This window comes from Tateyamaria pelophila, from assembly GCF_019966495.1.
GTDB lineage: Bacteria > Pseudomonadota > Alphaproteobacteria > Rhodobacterales > Rhodobacteraceae > Tateyamaria > Tateyamaria pelophila.
Window position 1 is genome coordinate 1 of record NZ_JAIMIA010000032.1, and the last position, 20,284, is coordinate 20,284.

The 20,284-nt window shown below is 58.7% G+C and carries 20 protein-coding genes and 1 tRNA gene; 12 read left to right on the forward strand and 9 right to left on the reverse strand.

What is annotated here, in order from left to right; genetic code table 11:
- The first annotated feature begins 99 nt into the window (after window positions 1–99).
- Entirely contained in the window at window positions 100–1,302 is a 1,203-nt protein-coding gene (locus LC354_RS12020; RefSeq protein WP_223424117.1) for a Zn-dependent hydrolase, read from the forward strand.
- On the opposite strand, the gene LC354_RS12025 is transcribed toward LC354_RS12020, so the two are convergent.
- Genes LC354_RS12025 through LC354_RS12035 form a run of 3 tightly spaced genes read right to left on the reverse strand, consistent with a single transcriptional unit; the run spans window position 1,287 to window position 4,138 of the window.
- Window positions 1,287–1,511 (reverse strand): WGR domain-containing protein, encoded by a 225-nt coding sequence (locus tag LC354_RS12025; RefSeq protein ID WP_223424119.1) that lies wholly within the window; start codon window positions 1,509–1,511, stop codon window positions 1,287–1,289. The two genes, LC354_RS12020 and LC354_RS12025, sit on opposite strands and share 16 nt — an antisense overlap.
- 27 nt (window positions 1,512–1,538) lie before the next feature.
- Window positions 1,539–2,243, reverse strand: coding sequence for a response regulator transcription factor (locus tag LC354_RS12030; protein ID WP_223424120.1), 705 nt, complete (start codon window positions 2,241–2,243; stop codon window positions 1,539–1,541).
- Window positions 2,240–4,138 carry a hybrid sensor histidine kinase/response regulator gene (locus LC354_RS12035; RefSeq protein WP_223424122.1) on the reverse strand — a complete coding sequence of 633 codons (1,899 nt, stop codon included), beginning with the start codon at window positions 4,136–4,138 and terminating at the stop codon, window positions 2,240–2,242. Before LC354_RS12035 ends, LC354_RS12030 begins: the two co-directional genes overlap by 4 nt.
- Before the next feature lie 204 nt (window positions 4,139–4,342).
- Between LC354_RS12035 and LC354_RS12040 the strand changes: the two genes are divergently transcribed.
- The 4 genes from LC354_RS12040 to LC354_RS12055 all read left to right on the forward strand — a co-directional run bounded on the left by LC354_RS12040 (window position 4,343) and on the right by LC354_RS12055 (window position 8,528).
- Window positions 4,343–6,298: an AMP-binding protein gene (locus tag LC354_RS12040; protein WP_223424176.1), complete on the forward strand. Its 1,956-nt coding sequence runs from the start codon at window positions 4,343–4,345 to the stop codon at window positions 6,296–6,298.
- Between the two features lie 97 nt (window positions 6,299–6,395).
- Window positions 6,396–7,214 (forward strand): ABC transporter ATP-binding protein, encoded by an 819-nt coding sequence (locus LC354_RS12045; RefSeq protein ID WP_223424124.1) that lies wholly within the window; start codon window positions 6,396–6,398, stop codon window positions 7,212–7,214.
- Complete coding sequence (locus LC354_RS12050) at window positions 7,207–7,497, forward strand: hypothetical protein (protein ID WP_223424126.1); 291 nt, start codon at window positions 7,207–7,209, stop codon at window positions 7,495–7,497. The genes LC354_RS12045 and LC354_RS12050 overlap by 8 nt, the downstream gene beginning before the upstream one ends.
- On the forward strand, window positions 7,497–8,528 hold the full coding sequence (locus LC354_RS12055) for a branched-chain amino acid ABC transporter permease (RefSeq protein WP_223424128.1): 1,032 nt from the start codon (window positions 7,497–7,499) through the stop codon (window positions 8,526–8,528). Before LC354_RS12050 ends, LC354_RS12055 begins: the two co-directional genes overlap by 1 nt.
- A gap of 15 nt (window positions 8,529–8,543) precedes the next feature.
- Here the strand turns inward: LC354_RS12055 and LC354_RS12060 are convergent, their stop codons facing one another.
- The gene (locus LC354_RS12060; protein WP_223424129.1) at window positions 8,544–8,885 is read right to left on the reverse strand and encodes an SHOCT domain-containing protein; all 342 of its coding nucleotides are present in this window, start codon (window positions 8,883–8,885) and stop codon (window positions 8,544–8,546) included.
- A 125-nt stretch (window positions 8,886–9,010) separates the two neighbouring features.
- Between LC354_RS12060 and LC354_RS12065 the strand changes: the two genes are divergently transcribed.
- From LC354_RS12065 to LC354_RS12090, 6 genes are all read left to right on the forward strand, one after another.
- Window positions 9,011–10,087 (forward strand): branched-chain amino acid ABC transporter permease, encoded by a 1,077-nt coding sequence (locus tag LC354_RS12065; protein WP_223424131.1) that lies wholly within the window; start codon window positions 9,011–9,013, stop codon window positions 10,085–10,087.
- Between the two features lie 90 nt (window positions 10,088–10,177).
- Window positions 10,178–11,458, forward strand: a complete 1,281-nt coding sequence (locus LC354_RS12070) for an ABC transporter substrate-binding protein (RefSeq protein WP_223424133.1) — start codon at window positions 10,178–10,180, stop codon at window positions 11,456–11,458.
- A 79-nt stretch (window positions 11,459–11,537) separates the two neighbouring features.
- Window positions 11,538–12,362, forward strand: coding sequence for an ABC transporter ATP-binding protein (locus tag LC354_RS12075; RefSeq protein WP_223424135.1), 825 nt, complete (start codon window positions 11,538–11,540; stop codon window positions 12,360–12,362).
- A 27-nt stretch (window positions 12,363–12,389) separates the two neighbouring features.
- Window positions 12,390–12,770 (forward strand): cupin domain-containing protein, encoded by a 381-nt coding sequence (locus LC354_RS12080; protein WP_223424137.1) that lies wholly within the window; start codon window positions 12,390–12,392, stop codon window positions 12,768–12,770.
- A 99-nt stretch (window positions 12,771–12,869) separates the two neighbouring features.
- The gene (locus LC354_RS12085; protein WP_223424139.1) at window positions 12,870–14,072 is read left to right on the forward strand and encodes a phenylacetate--CoA ligase family protein; all 1,203 of its coding nucleotides are present in this window, start codon (window positions 12,870–12,872) and stop codon (window positions 14,070–14,072) included.
- Between the two features lie 249 nt (window positions 14,073–14,321).
- Window positions 14,322–15,878 carry an ABC transporter permease gene (locus tag LC354_RS12090; protein ID WP_223424178.1) on the forward strand — a complete coding sequence of 519 codons (1,557 nt, stop codon included), beginning with the start codon at window positions 14,322–14,324 and terminating at the stop codon, window positions 15,876–15,878.
- A gap of 28 nt (window positions 15,879–15,906) precedes the next feature.
- On the opposite strand, the gene LC354_RS12095 is transcribed toward LC354_RS12090, so the two are convergent.
- The 5 genes from LC354_RS12095 to LC354_RS12115 form a co-directional block, all read right to left on the reverse strand.
- The gene (locus LC354_RS12095; RefSeq protein ID WP_223424140.1) at window positions 15,907–16,416 is read right to left on the reverse strand and encodes an aggregation factor core protein MAFp3, isoform C; all 510 of its coding nucleotides are present in this window, start codon (window positions 16,414–16,416) and stop codon (window positions 15,907–15,909) included.
- A 164-nt stretch (window positions 16,417–16,580) separates the two neighbouring features.
- A complete protein-coding gene (gene yghU, locus LC354_RS12100; RefSeq protein ID WP_223424142.1) occupies window positions 16,581–17,456 on the reverse strand; it encodes a glutathione-dependent disulfide-bond oxidoreductase in 876 nt (291 codons plus the stop codon).
- Between the two features lie 153 nt (window positions 17,457–17,609).
- The gene (locus tag LC354_RS12105) at window positions 17,610–18,782 is read right to left on the reverse strand and encodes a DUF2235 domain-containing protein (protein ID WP_223424144.1); all 1,173 of its coding nucleotides are present in this window, start codon (window positions 18,780–18,782) and stop codon (window positions 17,610–17,612) included.
- 166 nt (window positions 18,783–18,948) lie between these two features.
- Complete coding sequence (gene ykgO, locus LC354_RS12110) at window positions 18,949–19,074, reverse strand: type B 50S ribosomal protein L36 (RefSeq protein ID WP_085850311.1); 126 nt, start codon at window positions 19,072–19,074, stop codon at window positions 18,949–18,951.
- 109 nt (window positions 19,075–19,183) lie between these two features.
- Window positions 19,184–19,258: transfer RNA gene (locus LC354_RS12115), tRNA-Val, on the reverse strand.
- A 150-nt stretch (window positions 19,259–19,408) separates the two neighbouring features.
- Between LC354_RS12115 and LC354_RS12120 the strand changes: the two genes are divergently transcribed.
- Window positions 19,409–20,269, forward strand: a complete 861-nt coding sequence (locus LC354_RS12120; RefSeq protein ID WP_223424145.1) for an N-formylglutamate amidohydrolase — start codon at window positions 19,409–19,411, stop codon at window positions 20,267–20,269.
- Window positions 20,270–20,284 lie beyond the last annotated feature (15 nt).

A 20,284-nucleotide genomic window follows, 5' to 3' on the forward strand; every position in this document is an offset into this window, starting at 1 on the left:
GATTTGCTGCTGCTCATAAATGCAAACGCTACAAAAATCCCCAACAATCAAAAAGACGGCCCTCACCGGAGGAATACTTCTAATGGAATGAATACGCCGATGATCAGTCCCGACCGTTTTCTCGCAGATCTTGAGCGTTTGCGCCATTTTGGTGCCGCAGGTGTCGGCAAGGGCGTGGTACGTCCGGCCTATACCGCGCCGGATGTCGAGGCGCGGGATTGGCTGGCCGCACGCATGACAGAAGCAGGGCTTGCGCCACGCTTTGATGCAATGGGCAATCTTTTTGGCCTTGCGGACGGGCCATCGCTGCTGCTGGGATCACATTCGGACAGTCAGCCGACCGGGGGGTGGCTGGATGGCGCGCTGGGCGTCATCGCCGCGCTGGAAGTCGCGCGGGCCAGTCGAGAGGCGGGTGGTCCTGCGATATCGGTGGTATCCTTCGAGGACGAAGAAGGCCGGTTCGGGGTGACGACCGGCTCTGCCGTCTGGTCAGGTGGTCTTTCTCTGGCCGAGGCGGACGTGTTGACGGATCATGACGGAGTCTCCTTGGCCCAAGCGCGTGCGATCCTTGGGGACCGTGTCGGCCCGGACATCGACCCGGCGCAGTTCACCGGCTTTGTCGAGATGCATATCGAGCAAGGCCCGACACTCGACACAGTCGGAGAGCAGATCGGCGTGGTAACGGAAATCGTCGGCATCCGGGATCGGGTTATCACGCTCACAGGTCAGCAAAACCATGCGGGCACGACGCCCATGGCGCTGCGGCGTGATGCATTTCAGGGGCTCGCGGCCTTCAATGCGCGTTTGAACGAGCGGTTTCGGAATGTGGTGACACCGCAAACAGTCTGGACGATCGGGCATGTAAGTGTCGGCCCGAACGCTTCCTCCATCGTTCCGGGCGAGGTCCGCTTTTCGATGCAGTGGCGTGATGGCGATCCGGATCGTCTGGGCCGGATGGAAGAGATCATCGAGAGCACTGTGCAAGAGATCGCGTCCGAGATGGGGTTGACGGTCGCCTTTGGTCCGCTTTTGGGGCTGGAGCCGGTCAAAATGGACGCCGACCTGCGTGCAAGGCTCGAACAGGCAGCCGATATGATCGCGCCGGGCGCATGGCGGACGATGCCGTCGGGGGCCTTGCATGACGCCACCAATCTGTCACGGCTGATGCCCGTTGCCATGCTATTTGTACCGTCGATCGGGGGTATCAGCCATGCTTTTGAGGAAGACACGGATGAACAGGATCTGGTGGCGGGCTTGCGTGTGTTGGCCCACGCTGCGGGTGTCGATCAGGCCCTGACGTAACCGCGTTTGACGGCCCGTATGCGATATGCGTCTGCCGCATGCGATGCGGCGCGAAGATCAGTATGGCAGGAAATCCGGCTGCACGGCTTGCCGCCTTTGACCCCCCATTCGACGATCACGGAGGCCTCTGAAAACAGGTTCATGGTAATCTCGACCCGGTAGAACCATGGTCTGCGGCGACCCACGCGGTATAGCAGCACATCAATCATGATCTGAATCTGCCATAAGGCACGCCCTCAGGTCCAGCGCACTTCGCCCAAAAAGATGTAACCCGCCCCGTAGATCGTTTTGATCAGGCGCGGGTTCTTGGGGTCTTCCCGCAATTTGGTCCGCAGGCGGCTGATCCGAACATCCATCGCCCGGTCGAAGCTGTCGCCCGCGACACCACCCAGCGATTCCTGCATCTGTGCCCGTGAGATCAGACGCTTGGGCGCTTCGAGAAACAGGCGCAGGACTTCGCCCTCGGCATGGGAGAACGGGGTTTCGGTCCCGTCTGCATCGGTCAGGGTGTAGCTGTCGAACGAAGCGGTCCAGCCGTTGAATGCTGCGATTTGGCCAGCATGAGTGGCGGCCTTGGGGCTGCGCAGACGGACGCGGATGCGGGCGACGACTTCGGCGGGATCGAACGGTTTGATGATGTAATCGTCGGCCCCCAGCTCCAGCCCGGTGACCCGATCCTGTACCTGTGCGCGGCCGGAGATGATGATGACCGTCGCACCCTGCTCCAAAGCAAGCCGGTGCACGAGCGTGAGCCCGTCGGTGTCCGGCAGGCCCAGATCGACAAGGCAGACATCGGGCTTGTGAGTCTTCAGCGCGGCCTCGAACGCCGATGCGCGCGAAAAGCTGAGCGTGCGAAACCCGGCTTCCTCCAATGCTTCGGACAGGATTGTGCGAATCGCGGGCTCGTCATCGAGGATGGTGATCAGGGGAGCGTTGGTCATGCGGGGCCTGCGCTGTTCAGAAGGGGGGCCAGATCACTTGCGCCAAACGGTTTTTGCAGGACCGTGGCCGCCTGCGTGGCGGCGATGTGCAGCGGATCAACGGCGGGAAGCGATGTCATGAGGACGACGGGCAACACGCCACCGACCTGCCGGGCGAGATCAATGCCCGTGCGCGTGCCTTCTCCAAGGCTCACGTCTGACAAGACAAAGCCGATATCGGGCAGATCGGCGGTGAGGGCAATGCCTTCGTCCACGCTTGCGGCTTCGATCACGGAGTGTCCCAGACCCATCAACATATCGCGGTAATACTGGCGCAAGTCCGGCTCATCTTCCACCAGCAGGACGAGGGCACCAGAAGCATTGGGCGCCGGACGCATGGGCAACCTCAGACAGACAATCGCGCCCTGATCGGTGTTGCCAAGTTTGAGATCACCGCCAGCGAGCTTGGTCATGTCGTAGACCATTGGCAGCCCCAGCCCAGATCCTTCGCTGCCCTTGGTGGTGAAAAACGGATCGCACCCCCGCTCAAGTGCGTCGTCGGAAAAACCGGGGCCGGTGTCCGTGACACTGAACTCGATCCACGTGGGGTGCATGACCCGTGCTGCCAATGTGATCTGTCCCTGCAGGCCGCAGGCGTCGCGGGCGTTCAGGATCAGGTTGAGCAGCGAATCCTGCAACATCCCCGGATCAAACATATAGCGTCCGTCGATATGCGTCGGTGTCACGGTCAGCGTCAGTCCGTCGGGCAACGTTGGCTTGGCAAGCGTTGCAATGTCATCGAGCAACGCGCCGATATCGGTCGCCGCAGGGCGCAGCGTGCGCTCCGCTGTCATGCCCGCGATGTTGTTGAGCAGCGTGCCCCCGCGATGTGCTGCCGACAGCGTGCCATCGATCAAGGGCATCGCATCATCGGGCAAACCGCCCATGCGGGTCAGTTTGGACTGTAGCCCCAGGATGATTGTTAACAGGTTGGAAAAATCATGCGCGAGGCCCGAGATCATTTGCGCGGCGATGGCCCGTCTTTGACTTTGTTGCAGGGCGACGCGGGCCTGCGTTTCCTCTGTGATGTCCATTGAAAGGATGTACACGCCACCGCTTTCGTCCGGGGTAAAGGCCACGCGGATGCGTCGTGCACTGGCTTGGTCGGTGAACTCAAAGACTGATGCCTTGCCCTGAAAGGCTTGGGTGAGATTTGGCAAGATACGACCATAGGCAAATTCGCCGAGGGCGTCGCTGATATGTTTGCCTACGATTTCGGATGGTCTGCCGGGAATGACCGCGTTGAGCCGACGATTGGAAAAAAGGTAATATCCGCTTTGATCCACATGCGCGATGTGGGCGGGCATCATTTCGGTCGTCAACCGTGTGCGGGCCTGCGTTTGGGTCAGTTGGCGCTTGGCTTCTTCGAGGGCGGCGATGGTGGCAGCCAGTTGCCGGTTGGTTCTGGATTGGGCCTCGGTATGGCTCAGCACCTGATCGCTGAGTTCCGAGGCGCGCGCCCGCAGCAACGCCTCCTGCGCCTTGGTGTGAGAAATATCCGTGTAGACCGTAACCCAACCCCCTTGCGGCAGCGGGGATCCCTCGACGCTGATGGTACCGCCATTGGCACGGGTACGCTCCATGTAGTGCGGCTCAAAGGCGAGGGCCTGATCAATTCGTTCCTGTACGAATGCATCCAGATCGCTGATCGGCCCATATTCGCCCCGCTTGGCAAGGTGGTAGACAGTTTCGCGAAACGTGGCCCCCGGCGTGACCAATTCGTCGGGCAGGTCAAACATTTGCTGAAAGGGTGCGTTGCAGACAGCCAGCCGCAGATCGCGGTCATAAATCGTGAGCGCCTGAGCAATCAGGTTGAGGCCGGAGGTTGTCAACGAAGGCGATGTATCAGGCTGCATGTTTTATGGCTATCATTTACGCAACTTATTGCACAACGGACTAGACTGTCCTGTTACAATTCGTAAGGTTTGAGAAAACATCAGGAAAAAGTTGACCTTCAGCGTGAAGGCAACATCCTTAGGCGTGAAAAGAATCGCTTGAGCGATCATACGCGATCCCCAAACCGGGACGTGTCGGGAGGAAATATAGTGGTTACGACGCCAATGGGTGCCGGAGGACTGACGTCTGTCCCGGCTCTTTTGCACCGAAACGCAACGGAATTCGGCACTGCGCCGGCATACCGTGAAAAAGAATTTGGAATCTGGCAAAGCTGGACCTGGGCGGAAACGCGCGACGAGATCGAGGCGTTGGCGCTCGGGCTGATTGATTTGGGCCTGAACGAAGGTGACTTTGTCGCCGTGATCGGTCGCAACCGTCCGCATCTGTATTGGTCGATGATGGCGGCACAGATGTGTGGAGCCATTCCCGTCCCGCTGTATCAGGACGCAGCCGCCGAAGAGATGGCGTATACCCTTGGTCACTGCGGTGCGCGTTTTGTGATTGTCGGCGATCAGGAGCAGGTCGATAAGGTGATCGAGGTTCAGGGCGAATTGCCGAACTTTGAGCAGATGATCTACCTCGATCCACGTGGATTGCGCAAATACGACCATTCGAAACTGCACCAGTACAGCCACGTGCAGGACGCAGGCCGGGCCAAGACCGACGAATTGCGCCCGGTGATGGATCAGCGCATCGCCAAGCTGGACTATGACAGCACCTGCGTGATGCTCTATACCTCCGGGACGACGGGCAAGCCCAAGGGGGTGGTTCTGTCCAACCGCAATGTGATCGAGACCAGTAAATCATCTTCCGAATTCGATGATCTGCGCCGATCTGATGATATTCTGGCCTATCTGCCCATGGCTTGGGTCGGTGATTTCATTTTTTCCGTGGGTCAGGCGCTGTGGACCGGGTTTTGCACGAATTGTCCGGAAAGCGCGGAAACGATGCATGTGGACCTGCGCGAAATCGGACCGACCTATTATTTCGCGCCGCCCCGTGTGTTCGAGACCCAACTGACCAACGTGATGATCCGGATGGAGGACGCGGGCAAGTTCAAACAACGCATGTTCCATTATTTCATGGCGCATGCCCGAAAAGTCGGCCCGGACATTCTGGATGGCAAGGACGTCAGCCTCGGGGATCGCCTGAAGTACCAGCTGGGTGAGTTGATGGTCTTTGGTCCGTTGAAGAACACGCTGGGCTTTAGCCGGGTGCGTGTCGGTTATACGGCCGGTGAGGCGATCGGCCCGGAAATCTTTGATTTCTATCGCTCTTTGGGGATCAACCTGAAGCAGCTATACGGCCAGACTGAAGCAACCGTATTCATCACGGCCCAGCCTGACGGCGAGGTGCGCTCTGACACTGTCGGGGTCCAGTGCCCGGGTGTGGAGCTCAAAATCGCAGACAATGGTGAAGTTTTCTATCGCTCGCCGGGTGTCTTTGTGGAGTATTACAAGAACGCCGAGAGCACGGCCGATACCAAGGATGCCGAAGGCTGGGTGGCGACAGGCGATGCCGGGTTCATCGAGCCGGATACAGGGCATCTGCGGATCATCGACCGTGCCAAGGACGTCGGAAAAATGGCAGATGGTTCGCTGTTTGCGCCGAAATACGTTGAAAACAAACTGAAGTTTTTTCCCAATATTCTGGAGGCTGTCGTCTTTGGCAACGGTCGGACGGAATGCACGGCGTTTATCAACATCGACCTGACAGCGGTCGGGAACTGGGCGGAGCGCAACAATATCGGCTATGCCTCCTATCAGGAATTGGCGCAGCACCCGCAGGTCTTGTCGACGATCAAGACCCATGTGGAAGAAGTAAATCTGTCCGTTGCGCAGGACGAAATGCTGTCGGGTTGTCAGGTGCATCGCTTTGTCGTCCTGCATAAGGAGTTGGATGCGGACGATGGAGAATTGACCCGGACGCGAAAGGTGCGTCGCCGGATTATCGAGGAAAAATACGCGGATATCATCAACGCGCTCTATGATGGGTCGCCCAAGATATCGACCACGACGGAAGTCACCTATGAGGATGGCCGAAAGGGCTCGATTTCGGCCACTTTGACGGTGTGCGATGCGGATGTGGTGCCGGTTCAAACGAAGATGGCGGCGGAGTGATGATGGAACGACGCTCGGCTTCGCCTTCGCCCCGCCCACCATCCCATTTGTCCCTGCGGGACTTGAAGATTTCCGGAACAAGGAAGGGCTGGACCTGATGCTGGATCAGACCGAAGGATACGTCACTGCGGATGGTCGCCAGATCGGCCCTGTCGTGATGGAGATGAAGAATATTACCCTGCGTTTTGGTGGGGTTGAGGCGATAAAGGATATCTCTTTCGATATTCGCGAAGGTGAGATTCGCGCGATCATCGGGCCCAACGGGGCCGGGAAATCGTCGATGCTGAACGTCATTTCAGGCTTCTATGTGCCGCAGGAGGGGCAGGTCTTTTACAAGGGCCAGCCGCGGCCGCAGATGAAGCCTTACGAAGTGGCACGTCAGGGGATCGCTCGCACCTTTCAGAACATCGCCCTGTTCGAAGGGATGTCCGTGTTGGACAACGTGATGACGGGCCGTTTGACCCACATGAAGACAGGCATGTTGGCGCAGGCCCTGTGGCTCGGCAAGGCTGAGGCCGAAGAGACAGCCAACCGGGAAGTCGCTGAAAAGATTATTGATTTCCTTGAAATTCAAGCCATTCGCAAGACGCCTGTGTCGCGTCTTCCTTACGGGTTGAAAAAGCGTGTGGAGCTGGCGCGGGCGCTTGTGGCCGAGCCGTCACTGTTGCTTTTGGACGAGCCTATGGCGGGGATGAACGTGGAGGAGAAAGAGGACATGAGCCGCTTTATCCTTGATGTGAATGACGAATTTGGCACCACGATCGCACTGATCGAACATGACATGGGCGTGGTGATGGACCTGAGCGACCGCGTCGTGGTCATGGATTATGGCAAGAAGATCGGGGATGGGACCCCGGATGAAGTGCGCGGCAATCAGGACGTGATCGATGCCTATCTTGGCGTGGCGCATGACTGAGATTTGCCCCGACATAGCGGTGGCACCCCGCGTGCACCCTGTGTGCACCACCTGTACACCGGCAGCGCACGCTGAAGGCGCGATCGGCGCAACAGGTTCGACACCTGGCTTCGCCTCGTGGACCAGCCGGGCGCGGTTTTCGGACAGGCGACGCCGCGACGGACGTTTGACCGAGACCACGGATGCCGGGACTTTGAACTTTGAAGGGCTGAGACGATTGCGTGCGTGCCGCCAGCCCTCACGCGAACAGACGCGCAACCTGATGCAAGTGGAGATGAAGTGATGCCTGACCAGTTGATCTATGCGATGGAGGTATCCCTGAACGGGTTGATGGCGGGGGTGATGTATGCCCTCGTCGCGCTTGGTTTTGTCCTGATCTTCAAGGCAAGTGGGATTTTCAATTTTGCGCAGGGCGTCATGGCGCTTTTCGCTGCGATGACCCTTGTGGGCATTCAGACGGGGCAGGTTCCCTTTGCACATTTGATCAATGCGGTGTTCGGGACCCAGATTCACCACTTTGGCTGGCAGATCCATTCGATCGTCGCCATCATCCTGACCGTCGGGGTGATGATCGCCCTGGCCTGGGCGGTGCAGCGGTTCATTTTCCAGCATCTGGTGGGGCAGGAACCGATCATCCTGTTCATGGCGACCATCGGCTTGGCCTATCTGCTGGAAGGCGTGGCCGACCTGATGTGGAATTCCGAGATCAAGAAGCTGGACGTCTGTTTGGCGGATGGGACATGTCTGCCGCAGGGTATCAACCTTGCGATTGACGAGGCCACCTTCAACCTGTTCGGCTATGGCTTCTTTGTCGATAATCTGGACATCACGGCGACGATCATCGCGATCATTCTGGTGGCCGCGTTGGTCGCGTTCAGCCAGTACACCAAACAGGGCCGTGCGATGCGCGCGGTCGCTGATGACCACCAGGCCGCTTTGTCGGTGGGTGTGTCGCTGAACTATATCTGGATCTTGGTCTGGTCGGTTGCGGGGTTCGTCGCGCTGGTTGCGGGCATCATGTGGGGCGCGAAATCAGGGGTTCAGTTTTCGCTGTCCCTGATTGCGCTCAAGGCGTTGCCGGTGCTGATGCTGGGCGGGTTCACCTCGATCCCGGGTGCTATCGTCGGCGGATTGATCATTGGTGTGGGTGAAAAGCTGTTCGAGTTCTTCATGTCGTCCAGCGATCTGGCCGGTGCGCTGTTCGGATTTACCATGAACGCGACGGAAAACTGGTTTGCCTATGTTCTGGCACTGATCTTCCTTGTGTTCCGCCCGCAGGGCCTGTTCGGGGAGAAGATCATTGAGCGTGTGTGATCCGATCCGCGACGCTCAGCCGTCGAGCTGTAGAAAGAGCATGACCGTGCAGGCCGCAAGCACGGTTATGGCCAGCGTCGCCGACAGCATGACGTCATTGGTGAGCAGGAGCGTGACGCCGATGCAAACGGTCAGAATGAGCGCGCAGAGCAGCAAGGCCTGCCCGATCCCCGGTCGTGTGCGCCGCGCTGGCGCTCGCCGGGGTGGCACATCAACGGGCGTCACATCGAGCACGTCCAGAACTTCCGGCACCGCGTCCAACAACCGGGCCTTGCGCTTTGCCAGTTCGGCAGCCGTTATTTCGCCACGCGCATGCGCGGCATCCAGACGACGCATGTCGTCGAGAATTGCAGTCATGGATCCCACTCCGATTTCCCACGTCCAATGTGGCGGTGGAAATGGGACGAACTATGGCAAAATGGGAAAACCTGAGATGATGGTTAAAGCGGCGCGTCACGCGCAAAACGGCGGAGGAGCCTGAGATGTTCTATCGTGAAGCAGGCGATTTTTCGACCACATATCCGCAGGATAGCCAGACATTCCCGATCAGGTTCGACCGATATCGGTATTACCTCGTGTTGGCCGTCGCGATTTTTGTCCTGCCCTTTGTCATGGACGATTATCTGGTCAATTCGATCTTTTTGCCATTTCTGATCTATGCGATCGCGGCCATCGGGTTGAATATTCTGACGGGATATTGCGGGCAGGTGAGCCTTGGCACCGGGGGATTCATGGCGGTCGGGGCCTATTCCTGCTACAAGCTGATGACGGCCTTTCCGGATGTGAACATCTTTTTCCATGTCATTCTGTCGGGTGGGATCACGGCCCTTGTAGGGACCGCCTTTGGCCTGCCATCGCTGCGCATCAAGGGGTTTTATCTCGCCGTTGCGACACTGGCGGCGCAGTTCTTTCTAGTCTGGCTCTTCAACAAGGTCAGCTGGTTCTACAACTACTCTGCCTCGGGCCAGATCAACGCGCCGGAGCGCACGGTATTCGGGGTCGAAGTGACCGGACCCAACACCGAAGCCTGGGCCACCTATCTGTTCTGTCTGGTCTTTACCATCGCCTCGGCGGTCATCGCGCGCAATCTGACCCGTGGGTCGATGGGTCGTCAGTGGATGGCCATTCGGGACATGGACATCGCGGCCGAGATCATCGGGGTGAACCCGCTGAAATCGAAATTGACGGCCTTTGCCGTGTCGTCCTTCTTTGTCGGTATCTCGGGGGCGTTGTTTTTCGCCGTGTACCTGGGGGCCGTGGAAGTCGGTGAGGTCTTTGGCATTCAGAAGTCGTTCCTCGTGCTCTTCATGATCATCATCGGTGGGCTCGGCAGCATTTTCGGCGCCTTCGCGGGGGCCGCATTCCTGGTGGTTCTGCCGGTGGTCCTTAAGGTGGTGGGTGTCGATATTTTCGGGTGGCCCACGGATATCGTCGCGCATTTCCAGTTGGTGATCGTGGGCGGTCTGATCATCGTCTTCCTGATTGCAGAACCGCATGGGCTGGCGCAGCTTTGGCGCCTGGCCAAGGAGAAACTGAGACTGTGGCCTTTCCCGCACTGACGGGAGGGCCACCAAAAATGGCGGGATGACCCCCGCCTTACGAATGGGTCGCAAGACCTGCGCATCGGAAAAACCAAGGGAGGACCCCCGATGAAGATGAAATTTGGAACAATGGCCGTGGCGGCCGTGATGGCGGCAAGCCCGGTGATGGCGGACCTCGTATTCCCGTCGCTGAGCTATCGCACCGGGCCATTTGCCGCGGGGGGCATCCCCTTTGCGGACGGCTATGCCGACTACTTCACCCTGCTGAACGAGCGGGATGGCGGTATCGGTGGCGTGATGACCCGGGTGCCGGAATGCGAAACCGGGTACAACACCGAGAAAGGTGTTGAATGCTACGAATCGACCAAAGGCGAAGGCGCGTTGGTCTATCAACCGTTGTCGACGGGCATCACCTATCAGCTGATCCCCAAAGCGACGGCGGACGATATCCCTGTGCACTCGATGGGCTATGGCCGGACCTCCGCCAAGAATGGCGCAGTTTTCAGCCACATTTTCAACTATCCGGCCAACTACTGGGACGGTGCGTCGGGTGCCATCAACTATCTGCTGGAAACCAATGGCGGTGATCTTGCGGGCAAGAAGATCGCGCTGATCTATCACAACTCCGCTTTCGGCAAGGAGCCGATCCGCACCTTGGAAGGGCTGGCTGAAAAGTATGGCTTCTCCCTGATTGAACTGGCCGTCGATCACCCGGGTCAGGAGCAAAAGTCGCAATGGCTGCAAATCCGCCGTGAGCGTCCGGACTTCGTGCTGATGTGGGGCTGGGGCGTCATGAACCAGGTTGCCATTCAGGAAGCTGCAAACATCCGCTACCCGATGGAAAACTTTATCGGCATCTGGTGGTCGGGGTCTGAAAACGACGTGCTGCCTGCGGGCGATGCGGCGACCGGGTACAAGGCGCTGACATTCCACGGTGTGGGCCGCGATTTCCCGATCTACGAGGACATGCAGAAATACGTCATGGATGCGGGTTTGGCCGCCGGTGCCGGCGATCAGATGGGCACGGTTCTGTATAACCGGGGTGTCTATGCTGCGATGTTGGCGGCAGAAGCGGCGAAGACGGCGCAGGAAATCCACGGTGTGGCGGATATCACCTCAGGGATGATGCGTGACGGCATGGAGGCTCTGGTGATCACCGAAGCCAAGATGGAAGAACTCGGCATGCCGAACTTTGGCCCGGAATTTGCGGTGTCGTGTGAAAACCATGGGGGTGACGCGTTGATCGGCATGACCCAGTGGGATGCAGCGACCCAGACCTGGACCCTGATTTCGGACTACAAACCGACCGATGGCGACATCATCAATCCGCTGATCGAAGAAGATTCGATGGCCTATGCGGCCGAAGCCGGTATCGAACCGCGCTGTTAAGCGCTTTACTGTTCCCGGCGGCGATGCTTGTCGCCGCCGGGGATTTTCGAATGATTTTGGAACAATGAAGGTGTGACCCATGCTGGACGCGCAGGTTGAGGCAGAGACCGTTCTGGAGGTCAACAATATCGAGGTGATCTACAATCACGTGATCCTCGTGTTGAAGGGCGTGAGCCTGAAGGTCCCCAAAGGTGGCATCACCGCGTTGCTGGGGGGCAATGGCGCCGGCAAGACGACCACGCTCAAGGCGATTTCCGGCCTGTTGGCCTCTGAGCGCGGAGAAGTGACCAAAGGGTCGATCCTGTATCACGGGGCCAACGTGACAGAGAAGGACCCCGCCGAACTGGTGAAAGCCGGCGTCGTTCAGGTGATGGAAGGCCGTCATTGTTTCGAGCACCTCACCGTCGAAGAAAACCTGATGACCGGGGCCTATACCCGAACGGACGGCAAGGGGGCGGTGAACGCCGATCTTGAGATGGTGTACAATTATTTCCCGCGTCTGCGCGAGCGTCGCAAGTCGCAGGCCGGCTATACCTCCGGCGGTGAGCAGCAGATGACGGCGATCGGCCGTGCGTTGATGAGCCGCCCCGAGACGATTCTGCTGGACGAGCCGTCGATGGGACTGGCGCCGCAACTGGTGGAGCAGATCTTCGGCATCGTGAAATCGGTGAATGAGAACGAAGGCGTGACCTTTTTGCTGGCGGAGCAGAATACCAACGTGGCGCTACGGTTTGCCCATTATGGCTATATTCTGGAAAGTGGGCGTGTCGTCATGGACGGCCCTGCCGCCGAGCTGCGCGAGAACCCGGATGTAAAGGAATTCTATCTGGGCATGTCGGACGAAGGCCGCAAATCGTTTCGTGATGTGCGCTCGTATCGTCGCCGTAAACGCTGGTTGAGCTGATGACATTCGAACATGGGAGTGCGTGATATGAAATCATTGATGACGGCCTGTTTTGTGGCCTTTCTTGCAGGTGGCGCCTGGGCACAAGAGATCGTACGTGAAGAAATTCGTCGCGCTCCCGTACCCGGATCGGAGACCATGGAGGTCGTGGTCATCAGGCTTGTGGTTCCGGTTGGTGCAACCATTCCGTTGCATACGCATCCGGGCGATGAACACGCGGTCGTAATCACCGAGACCAAGGCACAGGCCCCGAATGGAAATCTGGTTGAATTCGCAGTTGGGACACCGCTGTTTTTTCCCGAAGGCGAAGTGCATGGCGGACTGACCAACGTGGGAGACGCGCCGATGATTGCGATCACCACCACAGTCGTGCGCAAGGGCGAACCCTTTATCGTGCTTGTGAACTGAGTGGTCTGGCGCTGGATGCGCCGTGAAATTTGAGAGTTTTGGGTGCAATTGACTGCGCCTAATGGACGTGGTCCGCAACAGATCAGGGCGGTGTGAGCGATGGGCGAAAAGCTGTATTTCGATGAGTTGGAAACCCGCAGCGCGGATGCGCGTATGGCGGCCCAAACAGCGGCTCTGAGAGACCGTTTGGCCGATATTGGCAAAACTGAGGGCAACTGCCTTGATGTGGCCGAAATCCACAGCATCGAAGATCTGGTCAAACTGCCGGTTCTGCGCAAGTCGGAACTGTCGGAGTGGCAAAAGGCGCGTCCGCCTTTCGGGGGTCTTACGGTCAGAAACGTCGCCCATATCTTTCAGTCTCCCGGCCCGATTTATGAACCCGGCGGCATCAGCCATGACTGGTGGCGCATGGGTCGGTTCCTGCATGCGGCGGGTTTTGGCCCGGATGACATCGTGCAAAACTGTTTCGGCTATCATCTGACGCCTGCGGGCATGATCTTTGAAAGCGGTGCGCGGGCTGTCGGGGCGACCGTGTTGCCGGCCGGTACGGGCCAGACCGAATTGCAGGTCACTGCGGCCCGTGATGTGGGCACGACCGCCTATGCGGGGACGCCGGATTACCTGAAAGTCATCCTTGATAAGGCGGATGAGATGGGTGTGACCTTGTCCATCACGAAGGCCGCTGTCGGGGGCGGGGCCTTGTTCCCGTCGCTGCGGCAGGAATATGCGGATCGGGGGATTGCATGTTTGCAGTCCTATGCGACCGCTGATCTGGGGAATATCGCGTACGAGACCCCTGCGCTGGACGGGATGATCGTAGATGAGGGTGTGATCGTCGAGATTGTGACCCCCGGTACCGGTGATCCTGTCGCCCCCGGTGAAGTTGGTGAGGTGGTCGTGACCTCGCTGAACCCGGACTATCCGCTGATCCGCTTTGCGACCGGTGACATGAGTGCTGTCTTGCCCGGCCAAAGTCCGTGTGGGCGAACCAATATGCGCATCAAGGGATGGATGGGGCGTGCGGATCAGACCACCAAGATCAAGGGCATGTTTGTGCGCCCGGAGCAGGTGGCAGCCCTTGTTGCACGACATGGAGAAGTGGCACGTGCGCGGGTCATCGCCCGGCGGGACGGCCAGCAGGATGCGATGACGGTACAATTGGAGAGCACGGGCGGGGACGAAGCGGCCTATGCGGCAAGTGTCGTCGAGACGCTCAAGCTCAAGGCCATTGTCGAGGTTGTCGCCCCAGGGAGCCTGCCCAAGGACGGCCTCGTGATCGAGGATCAGCGCAGCTACGACTAGGATCCGGCCATGGCGCACCGGGGTGCGCCTTACGGGCGGTTTGCATATGATCCGTAAGGCGGACGCATCGTCCGCCGGCGACCTTTGTGCTGGAAACCCGATAGAAAACCTAGGATAAAGCCTCGATCCAACCGAGACGGCCCTTTGACTTTCGCACGCCTATCTTCCTCTCAATCTCGTCGGCCCCCTACGGCGCCGCGCGCCTTGGCTACAGGCGCGTGGTTGGTCGCGCTGATCTGCTTGTTGCCGATGCTTGCGGTCGGTCTGGCCGCGATCACGGGCGGTTTTGATACCATTACCCATCTCGCGTCCACGGTGCTTGGTCGCTATGCCTTCAATACCGGCTTGCTGATTGTTCTGGTGTCCATCGGTACATTTGCCGTGGGCGTCGGGGCGGCTTGGCTGGTGACCATGACGCGTTTTCCCGGCGTGCGGTTTTTCGAGATTGCGCTGGTGCTGCCGCTGGCTTTTCCGGCCTATGTCCTCGCCTATGCCTATACCAGCATCCTGGATCATCCGGGCATCGTGCAAACCACGTTGCGGACGGTCATGGGGTGGGGCCCGCGCGATTACTGGTTTCCCGAAATTCGGAGCCTCGGCGGGGCCGCACTGATGCTGGTTCTGGTCTTGTATCCCTATGTTTACCTGCTGGCCCGCGCGTCGTTTCTGCAGCAAAGCGGATCGACCTTCATTGCGGCCCGCGCGTTGGGTGCCCGGCCTTCGGTCGCGTTTCTGACGGTAAGTCTGCCGCTGGCGCGGCCCGCGATTGCTGCGGGCGTTCTGTTGGCGGTGATGGAAACGATAGCCGATTTTGGCACCGTCGCCTATTTCGGGGTACAGACCTTTGCGACGGGCATTTACACCAGTTGGTTTTCCATCGGAGACCGGGCCGGTGCGGCGCAGTTGGCGCTGTGTTTGCTGATGTTTGCGCTGCTCCTGGCCATGTTGGAGCGTATGCAGCGCGGGCGCGCTAAATACCACGATCCCAGCCGGGGCCAGAAACATCAACCCCCGCTGCATTTGACCGGTGGGCGTGCCGGTTTGGCATGGATTCTTTGCGGTGCACCCGTACTTTTGGGTGCCGTTTTCCCAATAGTGGCGCTGGTCAATCTGGGCCTCGATTCCGATCAGAATTTTCTGAGCACGCGCTATCTTGGCTTTGTGCGCAATTCACTGATTCTTGCCTCGACCGCTGCTGTTTTGACCGTGCTTGCGGCCATCGGGCTTGGGTTTTTTCAGCGCATGCAGCCGGGGCGATCCTCGGCGACGGCCACCTATATCGGACGATTGGGCTATGCTGTGCCGGGGGGCGTGATCGCCGTTGGTCTTATGGTGCCTTTCGCGGCTTTCGACAACGCGTTGGATGCGTGGATGCGGGCCACGTTTGACATCTCGACCGGGTTGCTGGTGACAGGATCGATATGGCTTTTGGTCTTTGCCTATATGGTCCGCTTTCTGGCGGCCGCGTTGGGGGCGTATGAGGGTGGCCAATCGCTGGTTCATGCAAACATGGACGCGGCCAGCCGGTCCTTGGGCAAAGGGCCGTTTGCGACGCTGCGCAGGATTCACTTGCCGATCCTGACGCCGAGCCTTTTGACCGCTTTGCTGATCGTGTTCGTGGATGTGATGAAAGAGTTGCCAGCCACCTTGATCATGCGCCCGTTCAATTTCGATACCCTGGCTGTGCAGGCCTATCGGCTTGCCTCGGATGAACGGTTGGAGGGCGCGGCTGTTCCCAGCCTGGTGATCGTGGCGGTGGGGTTGTTGCCTGTTATCCTGATTTGCCGTCAGGTGGGCCGACGCTGACACCCGCGCAGGCGCATTGAAATGCGCCTTACGAGCGGCACGCGGATGTTGCTATGACCGCCTTGCCTTTGGCATCGAAAATACCGGTGCTTGTGACTGTACCCACCATCAGGGAGACTTGCGCACCCGCGATCTCGGATCCGGAGACGGTGATTTGCCGCGTGCTGGTCGTATCATCAAGGTCGATCGTGAAGACCAAGGGCACATCCGGTTTCAGATCCGGCAAGCTCAGCTCGAGGGTGGTATCGCCGTCACCCACCTGTGGAACCGTTGCTGTATTGCTGGGAGCGGACACCCATTCGAAGGGCTGAAAGACATCAACGCCCGCCCCGGTGTCGGTTGTGTCAAAGATCAGACCGGTCGGCGCGGTGCCGACATCGATTTTGAGGACGACGGGCCCTGTGGCACATGCGCCGGTTTGTGTGATCGTAAACCTGTCTTTGGGCGCGCCATCGCGGAAGGTTACAGTAACATCGGCAGTGGCCGCCGTTGCGCCAAGCGCTGCAACACATACGAAGGACAAAAACGTGGGGCGCATCGGAACCTCTTTGATCAAGTGTAGGGAAGAGATAGCGGGCGCCCGGGCAGAAGCAACCAGTGTTTTGTTACACCATTCCAGTGCCGCGAACCGGGGCATGCGTCGTTGCGACGTTGGGCGTCGCACAATGCCGGGCGCACATAAAGGCGCGCCCGGTCTGATCCTCAGCTTTCTGCTGTGCCGATCTTGTCCTGGGTCTGGGTCTCGAAATCCGTCGCCGCATGCCGTTCGTGCAGTTGCAAGGACGGATCGCCCGAGACGCGGTTGACCATGCGGCCCCGCAATGTTGCCGGGCGGGCATCGATCTTTTTCGCCCAGGCCATGACGTTGGTGTAGCTTTCAACGTCCAGAAACTCGGCTGCGGAATAGAGGCGGCCAAGGCACAGCTGTCCGTACCACGGCCAGATCGCCATATCCGCGATGGAATAAGCGTCGCCTGCGATGAAGGGCTTGTGCGCCAGTTCGCGATCCAGCACGTCCAGTTGCCGTTTGCTTTCCATCGCGTAGCGGTTGATGGGATATTCGTATTTCTCCGGCGCATAGGCATAGAAATGCCCGAATCCACCGCCGAGGAAAGGTGCGGAGCCCATTTGCCACATCAGCCAGTTGAGCACTTCGGTACGTGCAGGGCCGGAGGCGGGCAAAAACATCCCGAATTTTTCGGCGAGGTGGATCAGGATCGACCCACTCTCAAAGACGCGTACGGGGGTGTCGCCGGAGCGGTCGACCAGCGCGGGGATCTTGGAATTGGGGTTTGCTTCCACAAAACCGGATCCGAACTGGTCGCCGTCCCCGATTTTGATCAGCCACGCGTCGTACTCGGCATCGTCGTGCCCGGCTTCCAGCAACTCTTCGAACAGCATGGTGACCTTGACGCCGTTTGGTGTCGCCAGCGAGTAGAGCTGAAACGGATGCGTGCCGACCGGCAGATCCTTGTCCGACATTGGCCCGGCGATGGGCCGGTTGATCGAGGCGAACTGGCCGCCGCTTGCTGCGTCCCATGTCCATTTTGCGGGCGGCGTATAGGTTGGATCGGTCATGGGTCGGCCTTTTGTTGAAAACGTTCCGCGTCAAGATATAGCCACGGCGGTCGGCAACAAGGGGCAACTGTGTGCGTGAATGAACGGGGCAAGCGCGGTTGCGCCGTTCAAAGGGTCGGGCGACTGCCTCTCTGCCCGGGTCAGTCCCGCCGTTCAGAACCCTTTGAGGTTCGGCGGATCGTAGTCATTGTCGGGATTGTCCCGCCGTTCCAGCGCTGTTGGATGTATCACTGAATCCGGCGGAATATACCGATATTGCCCCAATGGCACATAATAGCCCAAGAAACTGCGGTTGTCCGGCCATCTCGATCTGTGTCGCAGCCGTGGAAACCCTTCCAGAAGGAACCACCCTTTCTTCATCTGGCTGTGCAATGGCGCGTTCGGATCGGGTTTGGAGATTTTCAGGTTCATCTTGCGGGTGACCTTGTCTTCCTTGCCCAGCACATAACGGTTGTAGGTCGTTTCGCGAAAGGCGAGGCTGTCCACCTCCAGCGCATCCAGCTCTTCGCGCATCCATTGCAGGGTGATTTTTGCAAGGCCTGCGCGTTCTTCCTGAACCGAGCCTGCGACATCCGTGTGGGTGCCGGCGAACCAGACCTCTTTGACGTCCTGCGGGGGCGGATTGTTTTTGGTTTTGAAGCGGTTCCCGTAATAGGTCTGGCCGGGTGTCCAGAACTGATGACGGAAAAAGCGGCGCGTTTCATCGATGGACAGAACATGCCGGATGGCTTCGACGGAAGGATTTTCATCGACGCTGGAATGGGATGCGAAATCGACGAAGGTGCCTTTGCGCGGGCGAATTTGAAGCAGTGAACTGACCGTGTCCCACAATCCCAGAAAACGGATTTGCGGGTGGCGCATTTCAAATGCCTTTTCCAGCATCCTCAGCTTGGCATGCTTGACGCGCGGATCGTCTTTTCTGATCTTGCGCCAGGCCCGGAACGCAGGGGCGACCAGGTGAAATTCCGATGGATTGACCAGGCCGAAGTCATTGATGAAACCGGCCAGCACCCGCGCTGTGTAGGCCCCCCGCGAGTAGCCAAAGAAATAGAGCCGGTCACCCTCCTGGTAGGTGTTGCACAGATATTCGAAGGCCCGCAGGACATTGGTCTCAAGACCAACACCCGCGATCAAGCCCAGAAGCTGTTTGGGTTTGCTCAGTTTCCGGGCGAATGGATGGGTGTCCAGCGTGCCCACACCGGGGTGGTAAAAGACCAACTGATCGTCTGAACGTTTCAGGCATTTATAGAGTCTCAGAACATTGGATTCGTTTGTTTCGATCTCGTTGCCCGTGCCATCGAGGCACACAATCAATTTGCGGGACACAATCTAATTCCTTGAATATTCTGCAATGCGTCCAGAATACCCGCTGAGGTGGGCAGTGCAATTCAAACTGGTTGGATCCGGGCGCGCCGCCTGTTGGCGTTGAGCGTGTGCCATAAAAAAAGCCGCCCGAAAAAGGCGGCTTTTGAAATTTGTGTCCGTGCTTGGTTCAGCCTTGGCGGGCTTTGAACCGGGGCTGCGTCTTGTTGATCACATAGACGCGGCCTTTGCGGCGAACGATGCGGCAGTCACGGTGCCGGCTTTTGAGCGAGCGGAGCGAGTTGCGAACCTTCATGGCGCTTCTTCCTCATGTTTGATGGCGCGAAGCAGCGCCGGGTTTCAGTGTGGCACGTGATGTGCCGGTTCGGATGCCGTGGGACGCAAGGCCCGTTGGCGGAATGCGGTGGTGGGAGATACAAGGATCGAACTTGTGACCCCTTCGATGTCAACGAAGTGCTCTACCGCTGAGCTAATCCCCCACGTCTTGCCGGTTTGAACGCCTTGCCCACAATGAAAGTGGGCGCGGAAATCCGCGCCGGGTGAGGGGCGTATAAAAGGAGTCGAAGATATGATCAAGGGCTTTTGGCTTTCCTGTTTCCTGCGCTATGTTGCTGTCCAGAGGAGTGGCCATGCCCAAGGACGCGTATACAGTTCTGCACCCGGAAAAACGCACCAGTTGCGTGGTTTTCGCGTCGCCCCATTCCGGGCGCGATTACCCGAAGCATTTTCTGCGCAGCACTGTGCTGAACCAGACGGAGATTCGGTCTTCGGAAGATGCGTTCGTCGATCAACTCTTTGATGTCGCGCCAAATTTCGGCGCGCCTTTGCTCAGGGCCGGTGCACCGCGTGCGTTCGTGGATTTGAACCGCAGCGCGGAAGAACTGGACCCGGCTGTGATCGAAGGGGTTCGTCGTCAGGGACATAACCCACGTATTTCGAGCGGTTTGGGGGTTATTCCGCGTGTTGTGGCCAATGGGCTTGCCATTTATCGCGGCAAGATCAGCCTGCAAGAGGCAGATCGCCGGATCGAGCTATATTGGAAGCCGTATCACGCGATGCTTCAAATGCTGCTGGACAGCGCGCAGCAGCAGCATGGTCAGGCCATTTTGATCGATTGCCATTCGATGCCCCGTGAGGCGGTGGATGGAATGGACCGCGCAGGCATGAAACGACCCAATGTTGTCCTGGGGGACCGATTTGGGGCGGCGGCCGGCAGCACGATCATGGATCAGGTCGAGGCCGCCTTTGCATCGGCAGGCTTTGATGTTGCCCGCAACGCCCCCTTTGCCGGTGCCTATGTCACACAAGCCTATGGCCGCCCGTCACGCAATCAGCATACCATACAGGTCGAAATTGATCGGTCGCTCTATATGAATGAGCGGCTGATTCGGCCCAACAAGGACTTCGAGGCGACGCAAAAACGGTTGCGCGCCGTCATCGAAGAAATATCTGCGATTGGTCAGGTACGGATTCCATTGGCTGCGGAATAACTGTCGCGGTCGGTG